We start from the raw sequence: 15,639 nt of genomic DNA, 5'->3' as shown, positions 1-15,639 counted from the left end.
CACACACACATGGAGGCACCATGTCGGACGTCGAGACGTCGGGAATCGGCACGGGCAGCGGCCCGTCCCCGTCGCGGAGGAATCTGCTCAGGGGCGTGGCCGGTGCCGCGGGGCTCGCGGCAGTCTCCGGCGGCCTGCTGACGGCGTGCAGCAGCTCCGACTCGTCGGACAAGAAGTCCGGCGGCTCGGGCGGCACCGCTTCGGTGGCCGGCAGCACCGTCACCTTCGGGTCGAACTACTCCGACCCGGCCGCCAAGACCGCGTTCGCCGCGCTCACCACCGCGGCCACCACGTCGTCCAAGGTGAAGGTCACCGTCAACACGGTCGACCACAACACTTTCCAGGACAACATCACCAGCTACCTGCAGGGCACCCCGGACGACCTGTTCACCTGGTTCGCCGGCTACCGCATGCAGTACTTCGCCGCGCAGGGACTGGCCCAGCCGCTCGACGACGTCTGGGAGAAGATCGGCGGCAACTTCGGGCCCGCGGCCAAGCAGCTGTCCACCGGTCTGGACGGCCACCAGTACCTGGTGCCCCTCTACAACTACCCGTGGGTGGTCTTCTACAACAAGAGCGAGTTCGCCAAGCGCCACTACACCGTGCCCACCACGTGGGACGAGTACGTGACGCTGGCCAAGAAGATGAAGACCGACGGCCTGATCCCGATCGCCTTCGCGGACAAGGACGGCTGGCCCGCGCTGGGGACCTTCGACATCCTCAACATGCGGATCAACGGCTACGACTACCACATGAAGCTGATGAGCCACAAGATCCCGTGGACGGACGCGGGCGTCGCCACGGTCTTCCAGCACTGGGCCGAGCTGCTGCCGTACACGCAGTCCGGCGCCAACGGCCGGATCTGGCAGGACGCCGCCAAGACGCTGGAGGCCAAGCAGGCCGGCATGATGTTCCAGGGCACCAACCAGGTGGCCGCGCAGTACGTCACCGACAAGGCGAACCTGGACGACCTGGACTTCTTCACCTTCCCGACGGTGAACCCCAAGTGGGGCCAGGACTACATGGACGCGCCCACCGACGGGTTCATGCTGAGCAAGAAGGCCAAGAACACCGACGCGGCCAAGGCGATCCTGGAGTACATCGGCACCGGCCCGGCCGAGGCGGAGTACCTCAAGACCGACCAGTGGGACGTCGGCCTGGCCAACGGCCTGCAGGTGCCGACGTACAACGCGATCCAGAAGAAGTCGGTCGCCGAGATCGGCAAGTGCAAGGCCGTCGCGCAGTTCATGGACCGCGACGCCGACCCGGCCATGGCCAAGGCCATGATCTCGATCATCCAGAAGTTCATCGACGACCCCAGCACCGGCAACATCGCCTCCCTGCAGAAGAGCGCGGAGCAGCAGGCGAAGGCGATCTATACCTCATGAGTTCGACGTCCCACGCGGACACCGCGGCAGCGGCGCAGGACGGGGCTCCGGCCCCGGCCTCGCGCCGCCGCCGCGGCGTGCGCAGGCTCAGCCTCCGCGACCGCATCGTGGTCGGCGTGCTGCTGGGCATACCGCTGCTGCTGGATCTGGCCTTCGTGTGGTTCCCGGCGATCGGGACCGCGCTGCTGTCGTTCACCAAGTGGAACGGCGTCGGCAGCCTGCACACCCAGACCTGCAAGCCCAACGTCCCCTCGATCCTGAACAACGGCTGCTGGTACGGGGTCCAGAACTACCACCAGGCCGCCACGATCTACCCCGAGTTCTGGCCGGCGGTCCGCCACAACCTCATCTGGCTGGCCGTCTTCGTGGTGATCGCCACCCCGCTGGGCATGCTCTTCGCGGTGCTGATCGACCGCGGCATCCGGGGCAGCCGGATGTACCAGAGCATCCTCTTCCTGCCGGTCATGCTGTCGCTGGCGCTGGTCGGCATCATCTGGGAGTTCATGTACTCGCAGAACTACGGGCTGATCAACACCGTCATCGGGCACACCAGTGACAGCAACGCCATCGACTGGCTCGGCAATCCGCACCTGAACCTGTGGTCGGTGCTGGTCGAGGCGACCTGGCGGCAGTCCGGCTACGTGATGGTGCTGTACCTGGCCGGCCTGAAGGCCGTCGACCCGACGCTGCGCGAGGCGGCGACGGTGGACGGCGCCAACGCCTGGCAGACCTTCTGGCGGGTGATCTTCCCGGTGATGAAGCCGATCAACATCGTCGTCATGGTGGTCACCGTCATCGAGTCGCTGCGCGCCTTCGACCTGGTCTACATCACCAACAAGGGCATCAACGGCCTGGAACTGCTGTCGGTGCTGGTCACCTCGAACATCGTCGGGGAGACCCAGCGGGTCGGCTTCGGCTCCGCGCTGGGCGTGGTACTGCTGGTCATCTCGCTGGTGCCGATCTCGGTGTTCCTCTACCAGACGTTCCGCCGGGAGGAAGCGTCATGACGACCGAAGCCCTCACCAGGCCGGGGACGGCAGTGCCGTCCGCGCCCGGCCGCAGGAGGACCCGGCCGTGGGGTCAGGTGGCCTCCCAGGCCTTCCTCATCGTCGCGTCCGTGCTGTGGCTGCTGCCGATCGCGTTCGCGCTGTACGTGGCGGTCCGGCCGTACAGCGACACCCGCAAGTACGGCTACGTCTCGCTGCCGCACCATCTGACGCTGAAGAACTTCAGCGACGCCTGGACGCAGTCCGACATGCTGCACTTCTTCTGGAACTCGGTGCTCATCACCGTACCCGCGGTGATCATCGTGCTGGCGCTCGCCTCGGGTGTGGCCTTCGTGCTGACCCGGGTGAACGTCAAGTTCAACGTCGCGCTGCTGATCCTGTTCACGGCCGGGAACCTGCTGCCCCAGCAGGTCATCATCACCCCGCTCTACCGGCTGTACCTGAAGATCACGCTGCCGCACTTCCTCAGCGACAGCGGCCTGATGTACAACTCGATCTTCGGCCTGATCGCCATCAACGTGGCCTTCCAGCTGGGCTTCTGCGTCTTCGTGCTGAGCAACTACATGAAGTCGGTGCCCGAGGAGATGTACGAGGCCGCGCTCGTCGACGGGGCGTCGCTGTGGACCCGCTTCTGGCGGCTGACCATCCCGCTGTGCCGCCCGGCACTGGCGGCCCTGGCCACGCTGCTGACCACCTGGATCTACAACGACTTCTTCTGGGCGATCACCCTGATGTCGTCGGGCGACAAGCGGCCGGTGACCTCGGCGCTGGCCAACCTCCAGGGGCAGTTCGTCAGCAACCAGAACCTCATCGCGGCGGCCGCGATGATCGCGGCGGTGCCGACCCTGGTGGTCTACATCCTGCTGCAGAAGCAGTTCATCGCCGGCCTGTCGCTGGGCGCCAGCAAGGGCTGACGGCGCGGGCGGAGGCACGGGACGGGGCCGGCGGCGCGAAGGCGCCCCCGGCCCCGCCGCGCGCGCTCCGGCGGGGCCGGTGCCTTCCGGCCGGGGGCGCGCGAGGGGCATTGACAGCCGTGGGGCGCGCTTCCATAGTGTGGGAGCGCTCCCACCCCCTGTTCGGGAGCAGAAATCCCCCCACATGCCCTGGAGGTCCCCGTGCGCGCATCCTCGCGGCGGTTAGTCGTCAGACCATGGCTGTGGCCGGTGGCGGCGGTGGCACTGCTGCTGCCGGCCCTGGTCGCCCTGCCCGCCGCCCACGGCGCCGCCACCGGCTGCTCGATGACGTACACCGTCAACCAGTGGACCGGCGGCTTCACCGCACAGATCAAGATCACCAACCTCGGCCCGGCGATCACCGGGTGGAAGGCGACCTGGAGCTACCAGGGCGACCAGCACATCACCTCGGGCTGGAACGCCACCGTCACCCAGAGCGGTACCGCCGTCACGGCGACCGACGCCGGCTACAACGCCTCGATCCCGACCAACGGCTCCGCCGACTTCGGGGTGCAGGGCACCTGGAGCTCGGCCGACCCGTCGCCGACCGTGATCACCCTCAACGGCCTCGGCTGCACCGCGAACGGGTCGCCCCCGACCGACCCGCCGACCACTCCCCCGACGACGCCCCCCACCACCCCGCCGACCACGCCACCGACCACTCCCCCGACGACACCGCCCACCACCCCGCCGACCTCGGCTCCGCCGGCCGGCTGCTCCGGCGCCGTGATCTGCGCGGACTTCGAGGACCAGAGCGGCACCGCCCCGTCGGGACAGTGGACGACGGCGGCACCTGACTGCTCCGGCACCGGCACGGCCACCGTCGACACCTCCGTCGCGCACAGCGGCACCCGGTCGATCCGGGTGAACGGCCACGCCGGCTACTGCAACCACGTCTTCGTCGCCGACACCCAGGACCTGTCCGCGGTCGGCCCGGTGATGTACGTACGCATGTGGGTGCGGCACACCACCGCGCTGCCGGCCGCCCATGTCGCCTTCGTGTCGATGCCGGACTCCTCGCAGGCCGGCCGGGCGCTGCGGATCGGCGGCCAGAACGGCGCCCTGCAGTGGAACCGCGAGAGCGACGACGCGACGCTGCCCGCCCAGAGCCCGGCGGGCGTCGCGCTGAGCGCCCCGCTGCCGACCGGCAGCTGGCAGTGCCTGCGGTTCGCCATCGGCACCACCTCGCCGAACCTGCAGACCTGGCTGAACGGCCAGGACGTGCCGGGCCTGCGGGTGGACGGCGTGCCGACGGCCGACATCGACCAGCAGTGGCTGTCCCGCACCACCCCGCCGCGGCCGACCGCGCTGCGGCTGGGCTGGGAGAGCTACGGCACCGGTGACGACACGCTGTGGTTCGACGACGTGGCGGTCGGCACCGCGCCGATCGGCTGCTGAGGCCGTACCGCTCGCGCGTCGCACGTGTGGGCGGCCGGTCCGCCGTCGGTGGCGGACCGGCCGCCCGCTTCACCCTCCGGGGCGTGGTGGCGGTGGTGCGGCGGGGCCTCAGGACCCTTCCGGCAGCCGTTCGCGGATCGCGTCCATCACCGTGGAGTCGGTGAGCGTGGTGACGTCGCCGAGTTCGCGGTTCTCCGCGATGTCCCGCAGCAGCCTGCGCATGATCTTGCCCGAGCGGGTCTTGGGCAGTTCGGCGACGACCAGGATCTGCCGCGGCCGGGCGATCGGCCCGATCTCCTTGGCCACATGGGCCCGCAGCTCCTGCGCCGGGTCCTCGTCGGCGCCCTTGCCGGCCGCGTCGCCGCGCAGGATCACGAAGGCGACGATGCCCTGGCCGGTGGTCGCGTCGGCCGCGCCGACGACCGCGGCCTCGGCGACCAGCGGGTGGGACACCAGCGCGGACTCCACCTCGGTGGTGGAGATCCGGTGCCCGGACACGTTCATCACGTCGTCGACCCGGCCCAGCAGCCATATGTCGCCGTCGTCGTCCTTCTTGGCGCCGTCACCGGCGAAGTAGCGCCCGGGGAAGCGCGACCAGTACGTGTCCAGGTAGCGCTGCTCGTCGCCCCAGATGGTGCGCAGCATCGCCGGCCAGGGCCGGGTCAGCACGAGGTACCCGCCAGAGCCGTTGGGCACCGGCTCGCCCGCGTCGTCCACCACCTCGGCCTGGATGCCGGGCAGCGGGCGCAGCGCGGAGCCCGGCTTGCAGGTGCTCACCCCGGGCAGCGGGCTGATCATCTGGGCGCCGGTCTCGGTCTGCCACCAGGTGTCGACGATCGGGGTGCGGTCGCCGCCGATGACCCTGCGGTACCACATCCACGCCTCGGGGTTGATGGGCTCCCCCACCGAGCCGAGCAGCCGCAGCGACGTGAGGTCGTAGCGGCCGGGGACCGCGTCGCCCCACTTCATGAAGGTGCGGATCGCGGTGGGGGCGCAGTAGAGGATCGTGACGCCGTACTTGCGCACGATCTCCCACCAGCGGCCCTGGTGCGGGGTGTCGGGAGTGCCCTCGTAGAGGACGGAGGTCACGCCGTTGGCGAGCGGGCCGTAGACGATGTAGGAGTGGCCGGTGACCCAGCCGATGTCGGCGGCCGTCCAGTAGACGTCGGTCTCCGGCTTGACGTCGAAGACGGCGTAGTGCGACCAGGCGACCTGGGTGAGGTAGCCGCCGGTGGTGTGCAGGATGCCCTTGGGGCGGGCGGTGGTTCCCGAGGTGTACATGATGTAGAGCGGGTGCTCGCTGTCGAAGGCCTCGGGGGTGTGCTCGGCCGACTGGGCGGCGACCAGGTCGTGCCACCACGCGTCGCGCCCCTCGGTCCAGCCGACGTCCTGCCCGGTGCGGCGGACCACCAGCACGCTGCGGACGTCGGGGCACTGCTCCAGGGCCTCGTCCACGGCGGGCTTGAGCGCGGAGGCCGCGCCCTTGCGGTAGCCGCCGTCGGCGGTGATGACGACCCGGGCGTCGCAGTCCAGGATCCGGCCGCGCAGCGCCTCGGCGGAGAAGCCGCCGAAGACCACGGTGTGCGGGGCGCCGATACGGGCGCAGGCCAGCATCGCCACCACGGTCTCGGGGATCATCGGCAGGTAGATCGCGACCCGGTCGCCGGCCTGGACACCCAGGGCCAGCAGCGCGTTGGCGGCCCTGGAGACCTCGTCCTTGAGCTCGGTGTACGTCAGCGTGCGGGTGTCGCCCGGCTCGCCCTCCCAGTGGAAGGCGACCCGGTCGCCGCGGCCCGCTCGCACGTGGCGGTCGACGCAGTTGTCGGCCACGTTGAGCCGGCCGCCGACGAACCAGCGGGCGAAGGGCGGCCGGCTCCAGTCCAGCACCTGCGTCCACGGCTCGGCCCAGTCCAGCCGGGCGGCCTGGGCCGCCCAGAAGGCCTCGCTGTCCGCGGCGGCCTCGTCGTAGGCCGCCGCGGTGACGTTCGCCTGCTCGGCCAGGTCGGCCGGCGGGGGGAAGCGCCGTTCCTCCCTGAGCAGGTTGGACAGGGTCGCGTCCGTCATGAGTGGGCGCTCTCGACCGGGCCGGACGCGGCCACGCCGCCCGAGCGCGGTCCGGCGAAGACCGGTACGACAGCGCGCTTCCAGGTGCTGTTGGTGACCACCGCGAAGGAGGCGTACCAGGCGAGGAGCGCGGTGAGCAGGCCGAGCCAGCCGCCGACCTTGGTGGCGCCGGTCGACTGGGCGAACTCGGCGACGGTCAGCACGATGAAGGTCGCCGCCAGGGCGACGAAGACCGCGAGCAGGGCGCCGTTGGTGCGCAGCGCGGCGATCGCCATGTAGACCGTGAAGATGGCCCAGATCAGCAGGAACAGCCCGGTCGCCTGGTGGGCGGTGGCGGCGGGCAGGTCGGCGGCCACGAACTTCACGTACGCGGCGTACGACAGCCAGAAGGCGCCGTAGGACCCGAAGGCGGTCGCCCCGAAGGTGTTGCCCTTCCTGAACTCCCACATGCCGGCGAGCAGTTGGACCAGGCCGCCGTAGAACAGCGCGAGCGGCAGCACCACCGGCAGCAGGTCGGCGTCGATGAGGTGGGCGTTGAAGGAGCTCAGGACGAAGGTGGTGGCGGCGAAGCCGGCCAGGCCGAGCGGGCCGGGGTCGGCGATGGCGGGCTCGGGCGCGGAAGTGGTCATCTGCGGTTTCCCTCCTCGTTGAGGAACGGCAGGGCGGTGGGGGGACCGTCCCGGTCGCGCCTCACGCTAGGACCGGCCGCCACCCGCGACGAGGCGCCCGTCACCGTCCGTCGCCGAGCGGTGCGGTCGGCACGGCGGACGGTACGTCAGCTGCGCCCAGCGGTCGGCGGCCGGACCGGCGGCAGCGCGGAGCCGCCGGAGCCGACCTCCTCGGGCAGGTGCATCCGCAGCATCACCCGGTCCACCGCGGCCGGCGACAGCCGGTGCCTGGTCAGTAGCGACACGGTGATCATCACGGTGAAGGCGACCGGCACCGTCCAGGCCGCGGGCTGCGCCAGCAGGGCCGCGCTCCAGCCGTGCCCCGCCCCCCGGACGCTGGTCAGCACCACCGCGACCGCGGCCAGGCCGCCGCCGGCCACCAGGCCGAGCAGCGCGCCCAGGTCGGTCAGGCCGCGCCACCAGATGCCGAGCACCAGCAGCGGGCAGAACGAGGAGGCGGCGACCGCGAAGGCCAGGCCGATGGCGTCGGCCACCGGCAGCCCGTGGGTCGCGGTGGCCATCACCAGTGGCGGTATGCCGGCGGCCAGCGACGCCCAGCGGAAGCCGCGGGTCGAGCCGCGCAGCAGGTCCTGCGAGACCACACCGGCCACGGACACCGTCAGGCCCGACGCGGTGGACACGAACGCGGCGAAGGCACCGGCGGTGGCGAGCGCGGCGAGCAGCCGGCCGCCCTCGCCGGCCTGGGTGAGCTGCGGCAGGACCAGGACGGCGGTGTCCGTCTGCCCGGTGAGCAGCAGCTGCGGCGCCAGCACCCGGCCCAGCGCCCCGTAGACGGTGGGCAGCAGGTAGAAGCCGCTGAGCAGCACGAGCACCAGCAAGGTCGTACGGCGGGCGGCCCGCCCGTCGGGGTTGGTGTAGAAGCGCACCAGGACGTGCGGCAGCCCCATGGTGCCGAGCAGCGTGGCGAGCAGGATCGAGTAGAGGGCGTAGAGCGGGTGGGACCTGCCGCCCGCCCCGGACAGCGGGTCCGCCCAGCGGGCGCCGGACGCGGGCGCCAGGCCGTGCCGGTGCGGGACGGCGGCCCCGGGCGGGAAGGTCAGGGCGGTGCCGGCCGTCGCGGTGTGCCCGCCGTCGCCGAGGCGGACCGCGCCCGCCGTGTACGGCGTCCCGTCGAGCCGGCCGGTGACCCTCACGGTGACGGGCTGCGTCACGTCGAAGCGGACCGGGTCCTGGAGGGTGACGACCGTGGTGCGGTCGAAGCGGGGGATATCGGGGCCGGTCAGCGCTGGCGCCCCGGCCGAGCGCCAGGCCATCACCAGGAAGAGCGCGGGCACCGCGATGGCGGTGAGTTTCAGCCAGAACTGGAAGCCCTGCACGAGGGTGACGCTGCGCATGCCGCCGGCCGCGGCGACGCCGACCACGACGGCCGCGACCACCACCGCGCCGGCCCAGCGCGGGGCGCCGGTCACCGTCTGGAGGGTCAGGCCGGCGCCCTGGAGCTGCGGGACCAGGTAGAGCCAGGCGATCACGGCGACCAGGACGCCGGCCACCCGGCGGACCGCGAGCGACCCGAGGCGCTCCTCGGCGAAGTCCGGCAGCGTGTAGGCGCCGGAGCGCCGGAGCGGGGCGGCGACCAGCAGGAGCAGGACCAGGTAGCCGGCGGTGTAGCCGACCGGGTAGGCCAGCATGTCCACGCCGTAGGCCATCACCAGGCCCGCGACGCCGAGGAAGGAGGCTGCCGACAGGTACTCGCCGCCGATCGCGGAGGCGTTGAGCAGCGGCGAGATCTCGCGGGAGGCGACGTAGAAGTCGGAGGTGCCGCGGGACAGCCGCAGCCCGTAGACACCGAAGGCGAGGGTGGCGACCAGCACCACGGCCAGCGCCGCCAGGCCGTGGCCGGGGTTCACCGGGCGGCGCGCGGGGGCGCGGCGGGTGGCGCGTCGGGGCCGCCGAGCAGGTCGGTGAAGTCGCGCTCGACGCGTTCGGCGTGCCGGACGTGGAAATAGGCGGCGCCCACCAGCAGCGGGTAGGCGACCACGCCGAGCAGCAGCCAGGGCAGCCGTATCCCGGCGACCTCGGCGGTGCGCAGGCCGGGCAGCGCGGCGAGGGCGACGGGCAGCCCGCCGAGCACCGCGGCGAGTACGGCCAGCACGCCGAGCGAGAGCCGCAGCTGGTTGCGGACCAGGGACCGTACGTAGAGCTGGCCGAGCTGCGGCTGCGCGTGCAGGTCGGCGGCGCCGGCGCGGGCGGAGTAGCCGCCGGTGCGGTGGCGGCGCGGCGCGGAGACGGCGACCCGGCGGGGCGCCGGCGATTCCGGCGCGGCCGGCGGCTGCGCGGGCGGCCGGGGGGCGGGTCCCGGCGGCGGCTTCTGCCCGGGCAGGGGCTTGTGCCGGGGCGGCTCACCCGGCTCCGGCCCCGGTTCCGGTTCCGGCCCCGGTTCCGGCCGGCCTCTGCGGGGACGGCGCGGCCCGCTCAGGCCGGTCATGACGGTTCGGGGCCCTGCGCGGGCGCCCAGCGGACCAGGACGTCGCGCAGCTGCCTGGTGTGGCGGCGGCTCACCGGCAGCTCACTGCCCGCGACCCTGACCGTCCAGTGCCCGGCGTCCGAGCGCAGCTCCTCCACGTGCCGCAGCGCGACCAGGAAGCTGCGGTGGATGCGCAGGAAGCCGTACGGCTCCCAGCGTTCCGCCAGCACCGCGAGCGGCACCCGCACCAGCGGCGCGTGGCCCGCGGTGTGCAGGCGGACGTAGTCGCCCTGGGCCTCGACGTAGGCCACGTCGTCGCGGGACACGAAGCGGGTGATGCCGCCGAGGTCGACGGGGATCCGCTCGGGGACGGGGTCGGCGGCCGCCGCCTGTCCCGGTCCCGCCCCGCCGTCGAGCAGCGCGGCGACCCGGCGCACGGCCTCGGCCAGGCGTTCGCCGCCGACCGGTTTGAGCAGGTAGTCGCAGGCTTTCAGGGCGAAGGCGTCGACGGCGAAGTCCTCGTAGGCGGTGACGAAGACGACGGCCGGCGGGTGGGCGAAGCGGCTGAGCACCCGGACCAGGTCGAGCCCGTCGAGCCCGGGCATCCTGATGTCGAGGAAGACCGCGTCGATCGGCTCGGCCTCCAGCAGCCGCAGCGCCGCGTCGCTGCTGTCGGCGGCCAGCACCCGGCCGACGCGGTGGTCGCCGCGGAGCAGGTAGCTGAGGTCGTCCAGTGCGGGCGGCTCGTCGTCCACGGCCAGGATCCGCAGCGGTCTCATGAAGCGCGCACTCCGTTCCGGTACTTCGGCACCCGGACGCTGATCTTCGTCCCGGCGCCCGGCGCGGTCTCCACGACCAGGCCGTACTCGTCGCCGAAGACCGCCCGCAGCCGCTCGTCGACATTGCCCAGGCCCAGCGAGTCGCCTTCCGCTTCCCCGGCGAGCTGCAACCGGACCTGCTCCGGGTCCATGCCCACCCCGTCGTCCTCCACACTGATCCGGCACTCGGCGCCGGCGTCCTCGGCCCTGATGGTGATCAGGCCGGGAGCGGCCTTGGGGCCCAGGCCATGGCGTACCGCGTTCTCCACGATCGGCTGGAGGCACAGGAAGGGCACCGCGACCGGCAGGACCTCCGGCGCGATCAGCAGGTCGACCCGCAACCGGGCGCCGAAGCGGGCGCGTTCCAGCCGCAAGTATCGGTCCACCGATCGCAACTCTTCGGCGAGGGTACTGAACTCGCCGTGCTTGCGCAGGCTGTAGCGGGTCAGCTCGGCGAATTCCAGCAGGAGCTCGCGGGCCTGGGCCGGGTCGGTGCGGACGAAGGAGGCGATGGCGGTGAGCGAGTTGTAGACGAAATGCGGGGATATCTGGGCGCGCAGGGCGCGCAGTTCGGCCTCCATCATCCGGGTGCGGGACCGGTCCAGCTCCGCGAGTTCCAGCTGCGCTATCACCCAGTGCGCGACCTCGCCCGCGGCCCGCACCAGGCCGGCGGACATCTGCCGGGCGTAGACGGTCAGGGCGCCGACGACCAGCCCGTCGACGACCAGCGGCACCACGACCGCCGCGCGGACCGGGCACTCCAGGTCGCCGCAGTCGATGGTGTCGGCGGGCACCAGCCAGGGGCGCCCGGCGTCGATGGCGTCCCCGGTGTGGGCGACGGCCTGCGCGGTGTGGTGCCGGCCGACGCCGTCCCAGGCCAGCAGCTCGCCGTCGCCGACGACGGCCAGTGCGGGGGCGGCCAGCAGGGCCCGCAGGTGGCGGGCGGCCTTGCGGGCCGAGTCGGGGCCCAGCCCGTCGCGCAGCAGCGGGGCGGCGAGCGACGCCTCGTGCAGCGCCGCGAAGGCCGCCCGCTCCACGGGGGTGCCGAAGCCGCGTCGCCCGCGGACCAGCCAGAAGAGGGCGGCCGCGGCGCCGGCGATCACCAGCGTCACGGACACCACGGTGATCACCGACCTCATGGTCGGATTATGGCCCGGCTGCCGGGAAGTGGCACGGTTCGTGCACGGGTTGTCCGCCCGGCCTCCCGGCCGGGCGGACGACCCCTCGTGCGATCAGGCCCTGAGTCAGGGGTAGTTGACGACGTTGCTGGGAGTGGTGTTGGACGCGGTGACGGCTCCGGTGTCGTTGATGACGTGGGTGATGGTGCCCACGCCGCCGAGCGAGACGGTCAGCGCGTCATGGAACTTCACGCCCGAGGTGTTGGGCACCTCGAACGCGTGGTAGCTGTTCACCGCCGGATTGACGTTGAAGTAGCAGTAGCTGCCCAGCCCCCACGCCTCGTGCGTGGTGACGTTCGCGCCGACCTTGTAGGCGGCGTAGCCGTTCACCGACGACGAGCTCTTCCAGGACGCCTGATCCGGCGGGTCGTACGGCATCTCGTTCTGGAAGAAGATGGTCTTGCCGCCCTGGCCGTTCCAGACCACCTCGTACTTCTGGTAGTGCTCGACGAACAGGCCGGTGGCCAGCACGTTGTTGCCGTTGACGGTCAGGCCGTTGTCGGCGGTGTTGGAGGTCCAGCCCACGCCGCTGCCGTGGTCGGCGCGCCAGGCCCAGATGTGGTCGATGATCGTGTTGCTGCTGTTCACGATCAGGCTGTTGGTGGCCTTGCCCGCGACCTGGCCGCCGATCCGGAAGAACACGTCCTGGATGGTGGTCGGGTTGCTCGCGTGGCTCGCGGAGGAACCGGAAGGCCCGACGGTGAGCAGGGCAGCTGAGTTGGTGGTGCCCGCGTCGAACAGCAGGCCCTTGAGGCGTACGCCGTCCACGTCGGCGACCTGCATGGCGTTGACCCCGTTGTCCGGGACCAGCGTCGGGTAGCCGATGCCGAGGATCGTGGTGTTGGCCCGGGTCACGTTGAGCGTCTGGTTCAGGTGGTAGACACCCGGGGTGACGAAGAGGTTGCAGCCGGAGGCCAGCGCGCTGTTGATGGTCGCGGCGGTGTCTCCGGCCTTGACCACGTAGAACTGGCTCATCGGCAGCGAGGTGCCGGGAGTGCTGCCGCTCGCCCAGCTCGGGCCGGAGGCGTTGGTCCGCAACGACGGCAGGAACACCCGGTACTTGCCCGCGCTGTCGACGTACAGATACGGCACGTCACGGGAGACCGGGGTGGTGGCCAGGGTGGTCTCGGGCGGGTTCGGGAAGGTGTTGGCCGGGGCGCCGTTGACGCCGGAGAAGACCATGTTCCACACGCCGCCGGCCCAGCTGCCGAGGTTGCTGTCACGGGTGTACCACTGCTGCTGGGAGACCGACGCGGCCTGACCGCTGACCTTGGTGTCGGCGATGTAGCCGCCACTGGCGTAGCCGTAGCTGGCCGGGTAGAGCTGGAGGCTGCCGTGGACATCGATCCGCCGGAAGGGCGCGGCCTGCGCCACGGCCCAACGGTCACTGCCGCCGCCGGGGTTGATGGCCAGGTTCTCCGCGGAACGCCAGAAGTTCTGCGTCGCGTTGCCCGCGTCGGAGGCGTTGAAGGCGTCCACGGTGATGTTGCCGTTGAAGGTGACGTCGTCCGGGTTCTGGCCCAGGCCGGCCACCGAGGTGTAGAAGCCGACGTTGTCGTTCACGTTGTACGTGCCGGGCTTGAAGAGCTGCGCCACCCGGTTGTTGCTGAACTGGGCGGTGTTGGTGTCCTTCTGCTGGTTGAACTGCGCGTCGAGCTGCCCCTGGATGGTGGCGGCCGACATCGACGGGTCGTAGATGTGGACGTTCGGCCCGAAGTCGGGGGTGTCCGACTGCGTCGGGCAGTTCCCCGGCGGCGGGGTGGTGGAACCGCCGGTGCTGCCGGTGCTCGTGCCCGTACTGGTCCCGGTGCTGGTGCCGGTACTCGTTCCGGTGGAGGTGCCGGTGGAGGTGCCCGTGCTCGTCCCGGTGCTGGTGCTGCCGCCGCTGCCCTGGGTGTACGTGAACTGCGGGGTGTCGTACTGCGGGCCGTTCTTGGTGTAGGTGAACGAGTACGTCAGCACCGTTCCGGCCGAGATCGGCGAGACGGTGTACGTCCAGCTGCTGCCGGACGCCGCCATCTGGACGTTCAACTGCCCGCCGCTGCCCACCTGGTAGTGGACGATCACGTAACTCGCGGGCGTGGTCGGGGTGAAGGTCAGCTTCGCCTGGGTGCTGCTCGGTTCGCTGACGCTCTGGGTGTAGTCGGCGGCGGCCGACGCGCTGCCGATGCCGCCGATCAGGCCCAGCATGCCGGCGAGGGCCAGGATGAAGGCGGCGAGCAGGGCGACGGGCCGCCGGCGGATGTGCGACCGGTGCCCGGACCGGCCTGGGGGGAAGGGCTTGCGCATGAGTGGAGTCCTTTCCCTGGGTTCACTCCGTGAACTCCAGGACAGCGCGGATGTGGGGGTGGAATCGCGCTCAGCACTGCACATACCAGGCCACGGCGGGGCCATGACCCTTGATTCAGCCGATTGAAAACGCTCTCAATCTGCGGATGGGGGATACCCCGGATCCGTAAGGCAGTGTCAAGGGGCCATGGCGAGCCGTCAAGAAGATGAGCGGGATTCACGCGCTGAACGCGTGAATCCCGCTCTGGGTCCCCGGTGCGAAACCGGGCCGGCCGCTGTCGGGCCGGCCCGGTCCCGGCTTACTTGATGCCGTTCTCCTTGCAGGCGGTGGCGTAGTCCGCGGTGCAGATCTGGCCCGCGGTGTACGTCCCGTCGGCGAGGACGGTGTCCTTGACGTTGGCCTTGGTCACCGAGACCGCGGCGAGCAGCTTGGAGGGCACGATGTTGAGCGAACCGCTCTTCTTGGTGGTGTCGGCGACGGACTTGAAGTCCTTGCCCTGCAGCAGATCCACCGCGATCTCCGCGGTGGCCTCGGCCTCGGGCTTGGCCGCCTTGTAGACCGTGGAGCTCTGGACGCCGGCCAGGATCCGCTGGATCGCGGTGAGGTCGGCGTCCTGACCGGTCAGCGGCACGCTGATGTTGTTCGCCTTGAGGGCGGTCGCGATACCGCCGGCCATCGTGTCGTTGGCCGAGTAGACGCCCTTGATGTTGGCCTTGCCGACCGAGGTGATCGCCGCCTGCACCTTCTGGTTGGCGACTGTGTCCTTCCACAGGCCGGACTGCTCGTAGGCGACGGTGACCTTGCCGTCCAGGATCTTGTGCGCACCGGCCTTGAACTCGGCCGCGTTGGGGTCGGCGTCGTCGCCGTTGATCATGACGATCTTGCTCTGCGGGGTGGCGGCCGATCCCATGGCGTCGAGCAGGGCCTGGCCCTGCAGCTCGCCGACCTTCTCGTTGTCGTAGGAGACGTACGCGGAGACCGGGCCCTGGGCCAGGCGGTCGTAGGCGACGACCTTGATGCCCTTGTCGACGGCGGCCTGGACGGAGGACTTGATGCCGACCGCGTCCTGCGCGTCCAGGATCAGCACCTTGACGCCCTTGGCGATCATGCTGCTGACCTGCTGGGCCTGCTTGGCGGCGTCACCGGCGGCGTTGTCGTACTGCACCTTGCAGTCCGAGCACAGCTCCTGGACCTTCTTGGTGATCAGCGGCCTGTCGAACCTCTCGTACCGAGCCGTCACGGTGTCGGGCAGCAGGAGACCGATGGTCTTGCCCTTGTCGTCCGAACTACCCGACTTGTCGCCGGCCTTGCCACACGCGGCCATGGTCAGCGCAAGAGTGATCACTGCGCTTCCCACGACAAGACGGCGCGATATCGCGTTCATTGCGGCGGTGCCTCCCCTGAGAGGGCCGCCACGACGCGACCCAAGTGCGGGTGAGTCAACTCGTCT

Annotated in this window: 12 protein-coding genes; 4 read left to right on the top strand and 8 right to left on the bottom strand. The window is 71.0% G+C overall.

The window, feature by feature from the left end:
* Positions 1 to 83 precede the first annotated feature (83 nt).
* The 4 genes from BUE44_RS08710 (at position 84) to BUE44_RS08695 (ending at position 4,746) form a co-directional block, all read left to right on the top strand.
* Positions 84 to 1,388 carry an ABC transporter substrate-binding protein gene (locus BUE44_RS08710; RefSeq protein WP_073496191.1) on the top strand — a complete coding sequence of 435 codons (1,305 nt, stop codon included), beginning with the start codon at positions 84 to 86 and terminating at the stop codon, positions 1,386 to 1,388.
* Positions 1,385 to 2,395 carry a carbohydrate ABC transporter permease gene (locus tag BUE44_RS08705; RefSeq protein ID WP_073495778.1) on the top strand — a complete coding sequence of 337 codons (1,011 nt, stop codon included), beginning with the start codon at positions 1,385 to 1,387 and terminating at the stop codon, positions 2,393 to 2,395. The genes BUE44_RS08710 and BUE44_RS08705 overlap by 4 nt, the downstream gene beginning before the upstream one ends.
* Positions 2,392 to 3,309 carry a carbohydrate ABC transporter permease gene (locus BUE44_RS08700; protein WP_073495776.1) on the top strand — a complete coding sequence of 306 codons (918 nt, stop codon included), beginning with the start codon at positions 2,392 to 2,394 and terminating at the stop codon, positions 3,307 to 3,309. Before BUE44_RS08705 ends, BUE44_RS08700 begins: the two co-directional genes overlap by 4 nt.
* A gap of 201 nt (positions 3,310 to 3,510) precedes the next feature.
* Complete coding sequence (locus tag BUE44_RS08695) at positions 3,511 to 4,746, top strand: cellulose-binding domain-containing protein (protein WP_073495774.1); 1,236 nt, start codon at positions 3,511 to 3,513, stop codon at positions 4,744 to 4,746.
* A 108-nt stretch (positions 4,747 to 4,854) separates the two neighbouring features.
* On the opposite strand, the gene acs is transcribed toward BUE44_RS08695, so the two are convergent.
* The 8 genes from acs to BUE44_RS08655 form a co-directional block, all read right to left on the bottom strand.
* The gene (acs, locus tag BUE44_RS08690) at positions 4,855 to 6,810 is read right to left on the bottom strand and encodes an acetate--CoA ligase (RefSeq protein ID WP_073495772.1); all 1,956 of its coding nucleotides are present in this window, start codon (positions 6,808 to 6,810) and stop codon (positions 4,855 to 4,857) included.
* Positions 6,807 to 7,439 carry an acetate uptake transporter gene (locus BUE44_RS08685; protein WP_073495770.1) on the bottom strand — a complete coding sequence of 211 codons (633 nt, stop codon included), beginning with the start codon at positions 7,437 to 7,439 and terminating at the stop codon, positions 6,807 to 6,809. The genes acs and BUE44_RS08685 overlap by 4 nt, the downstream gene beginning before the upstream one ends.
* A 146-nt stretch (positions 7,440 to 7,585) precedes the next feature.
* Complete coding sequence (locus BUE44_RS08680) at positions 7,586 to 9,346, bottom strand: sodium/solute symporter (RefSeq protein WP_073495768.1); 1,761 nt, start codon at positions 9,344 to 9,346, stop codon at positions 7,586 to 7,588.
* Positions 9,343 to 9,924 (bottom strand): hypothetical protein, encoded by a 582-nt coding sequence (locus BUE44_RS39235; protein ID WP_200804373.1) that lies wholly within the window; start codon positions 9,922 to 9,924, stop codon positions 9,343 to 9,345. Before BUE44_RS39235 ends, BUE44_RS08680 begins: the two co-directional genes overlap by 4 nt.
* Entirely contained in the window at positions 9,921 to 10,682 is a 762-nt protein-coding gene (locus BUE44_RS08670; protein WP_073495766.1) for a LytR/AlgR family response regulator transcription factor, read from the bottom strand. Before BUE44_RS08670 ends, BUE44_RS39235 begins: the two co-directional genes overlap by 4 nt.
* The gene (locus BUE44_RS08665) at positions 10,679 to 11,860 is read right to left on the bottom strand and encodes a sensor histidine kinase (protein ID WP_079189592.1); all 1,182 of its coding nucleotides are present in this window, start codon (positions 11,858 to 11,860) and stop codon (positions 10,679 to 10,681) included. Before BUE44_RS08665 ends, BUE44_RS08670 begins: the two co-directional genes overlap by 4 nt.
* 105 nt (positions 11,861 to 11,965) lie before the next feature.
* Entirely contained in the window at positions 11,966 to 14,188 is a 2,223-nt protein-coding gene (locus BUE44_RS08660) for a hypothetical protein (RefSeq protein WP_073495764.1), read from the bottom strand.
* Between the two features lie 299 nt (positions 14,189 to 14,487).
* Complete coding sequence (locus tag BUE44_RS08655; RefSeq protein ID WP_073495762.1) at positions 14,488 to 15,573, bottom strand: sugar ABC transporter substrate-binding protein; 1,086 nt, start codon at positions 15,571 to 15,573, stop codon at positions 14,488 to 14,490.
* Positions 15,574 to 15,639 lie beyond the last annotated feature (66 nt).

Source organism: Actinacidiphila paucisporea (assembly GCF_900142575.1).
Classification (GTDB): Bacteria; Actinomycetota; Actinomycetes; order Streptomycetales; family Streptomycetaceae; genus Actinacidiphila; species Actinacidiphila paucisporea.
Note: the sequence above shows the minus strand (reverse complement) of the source record. Positions and strands in the feature narration are given on the sequence as shown.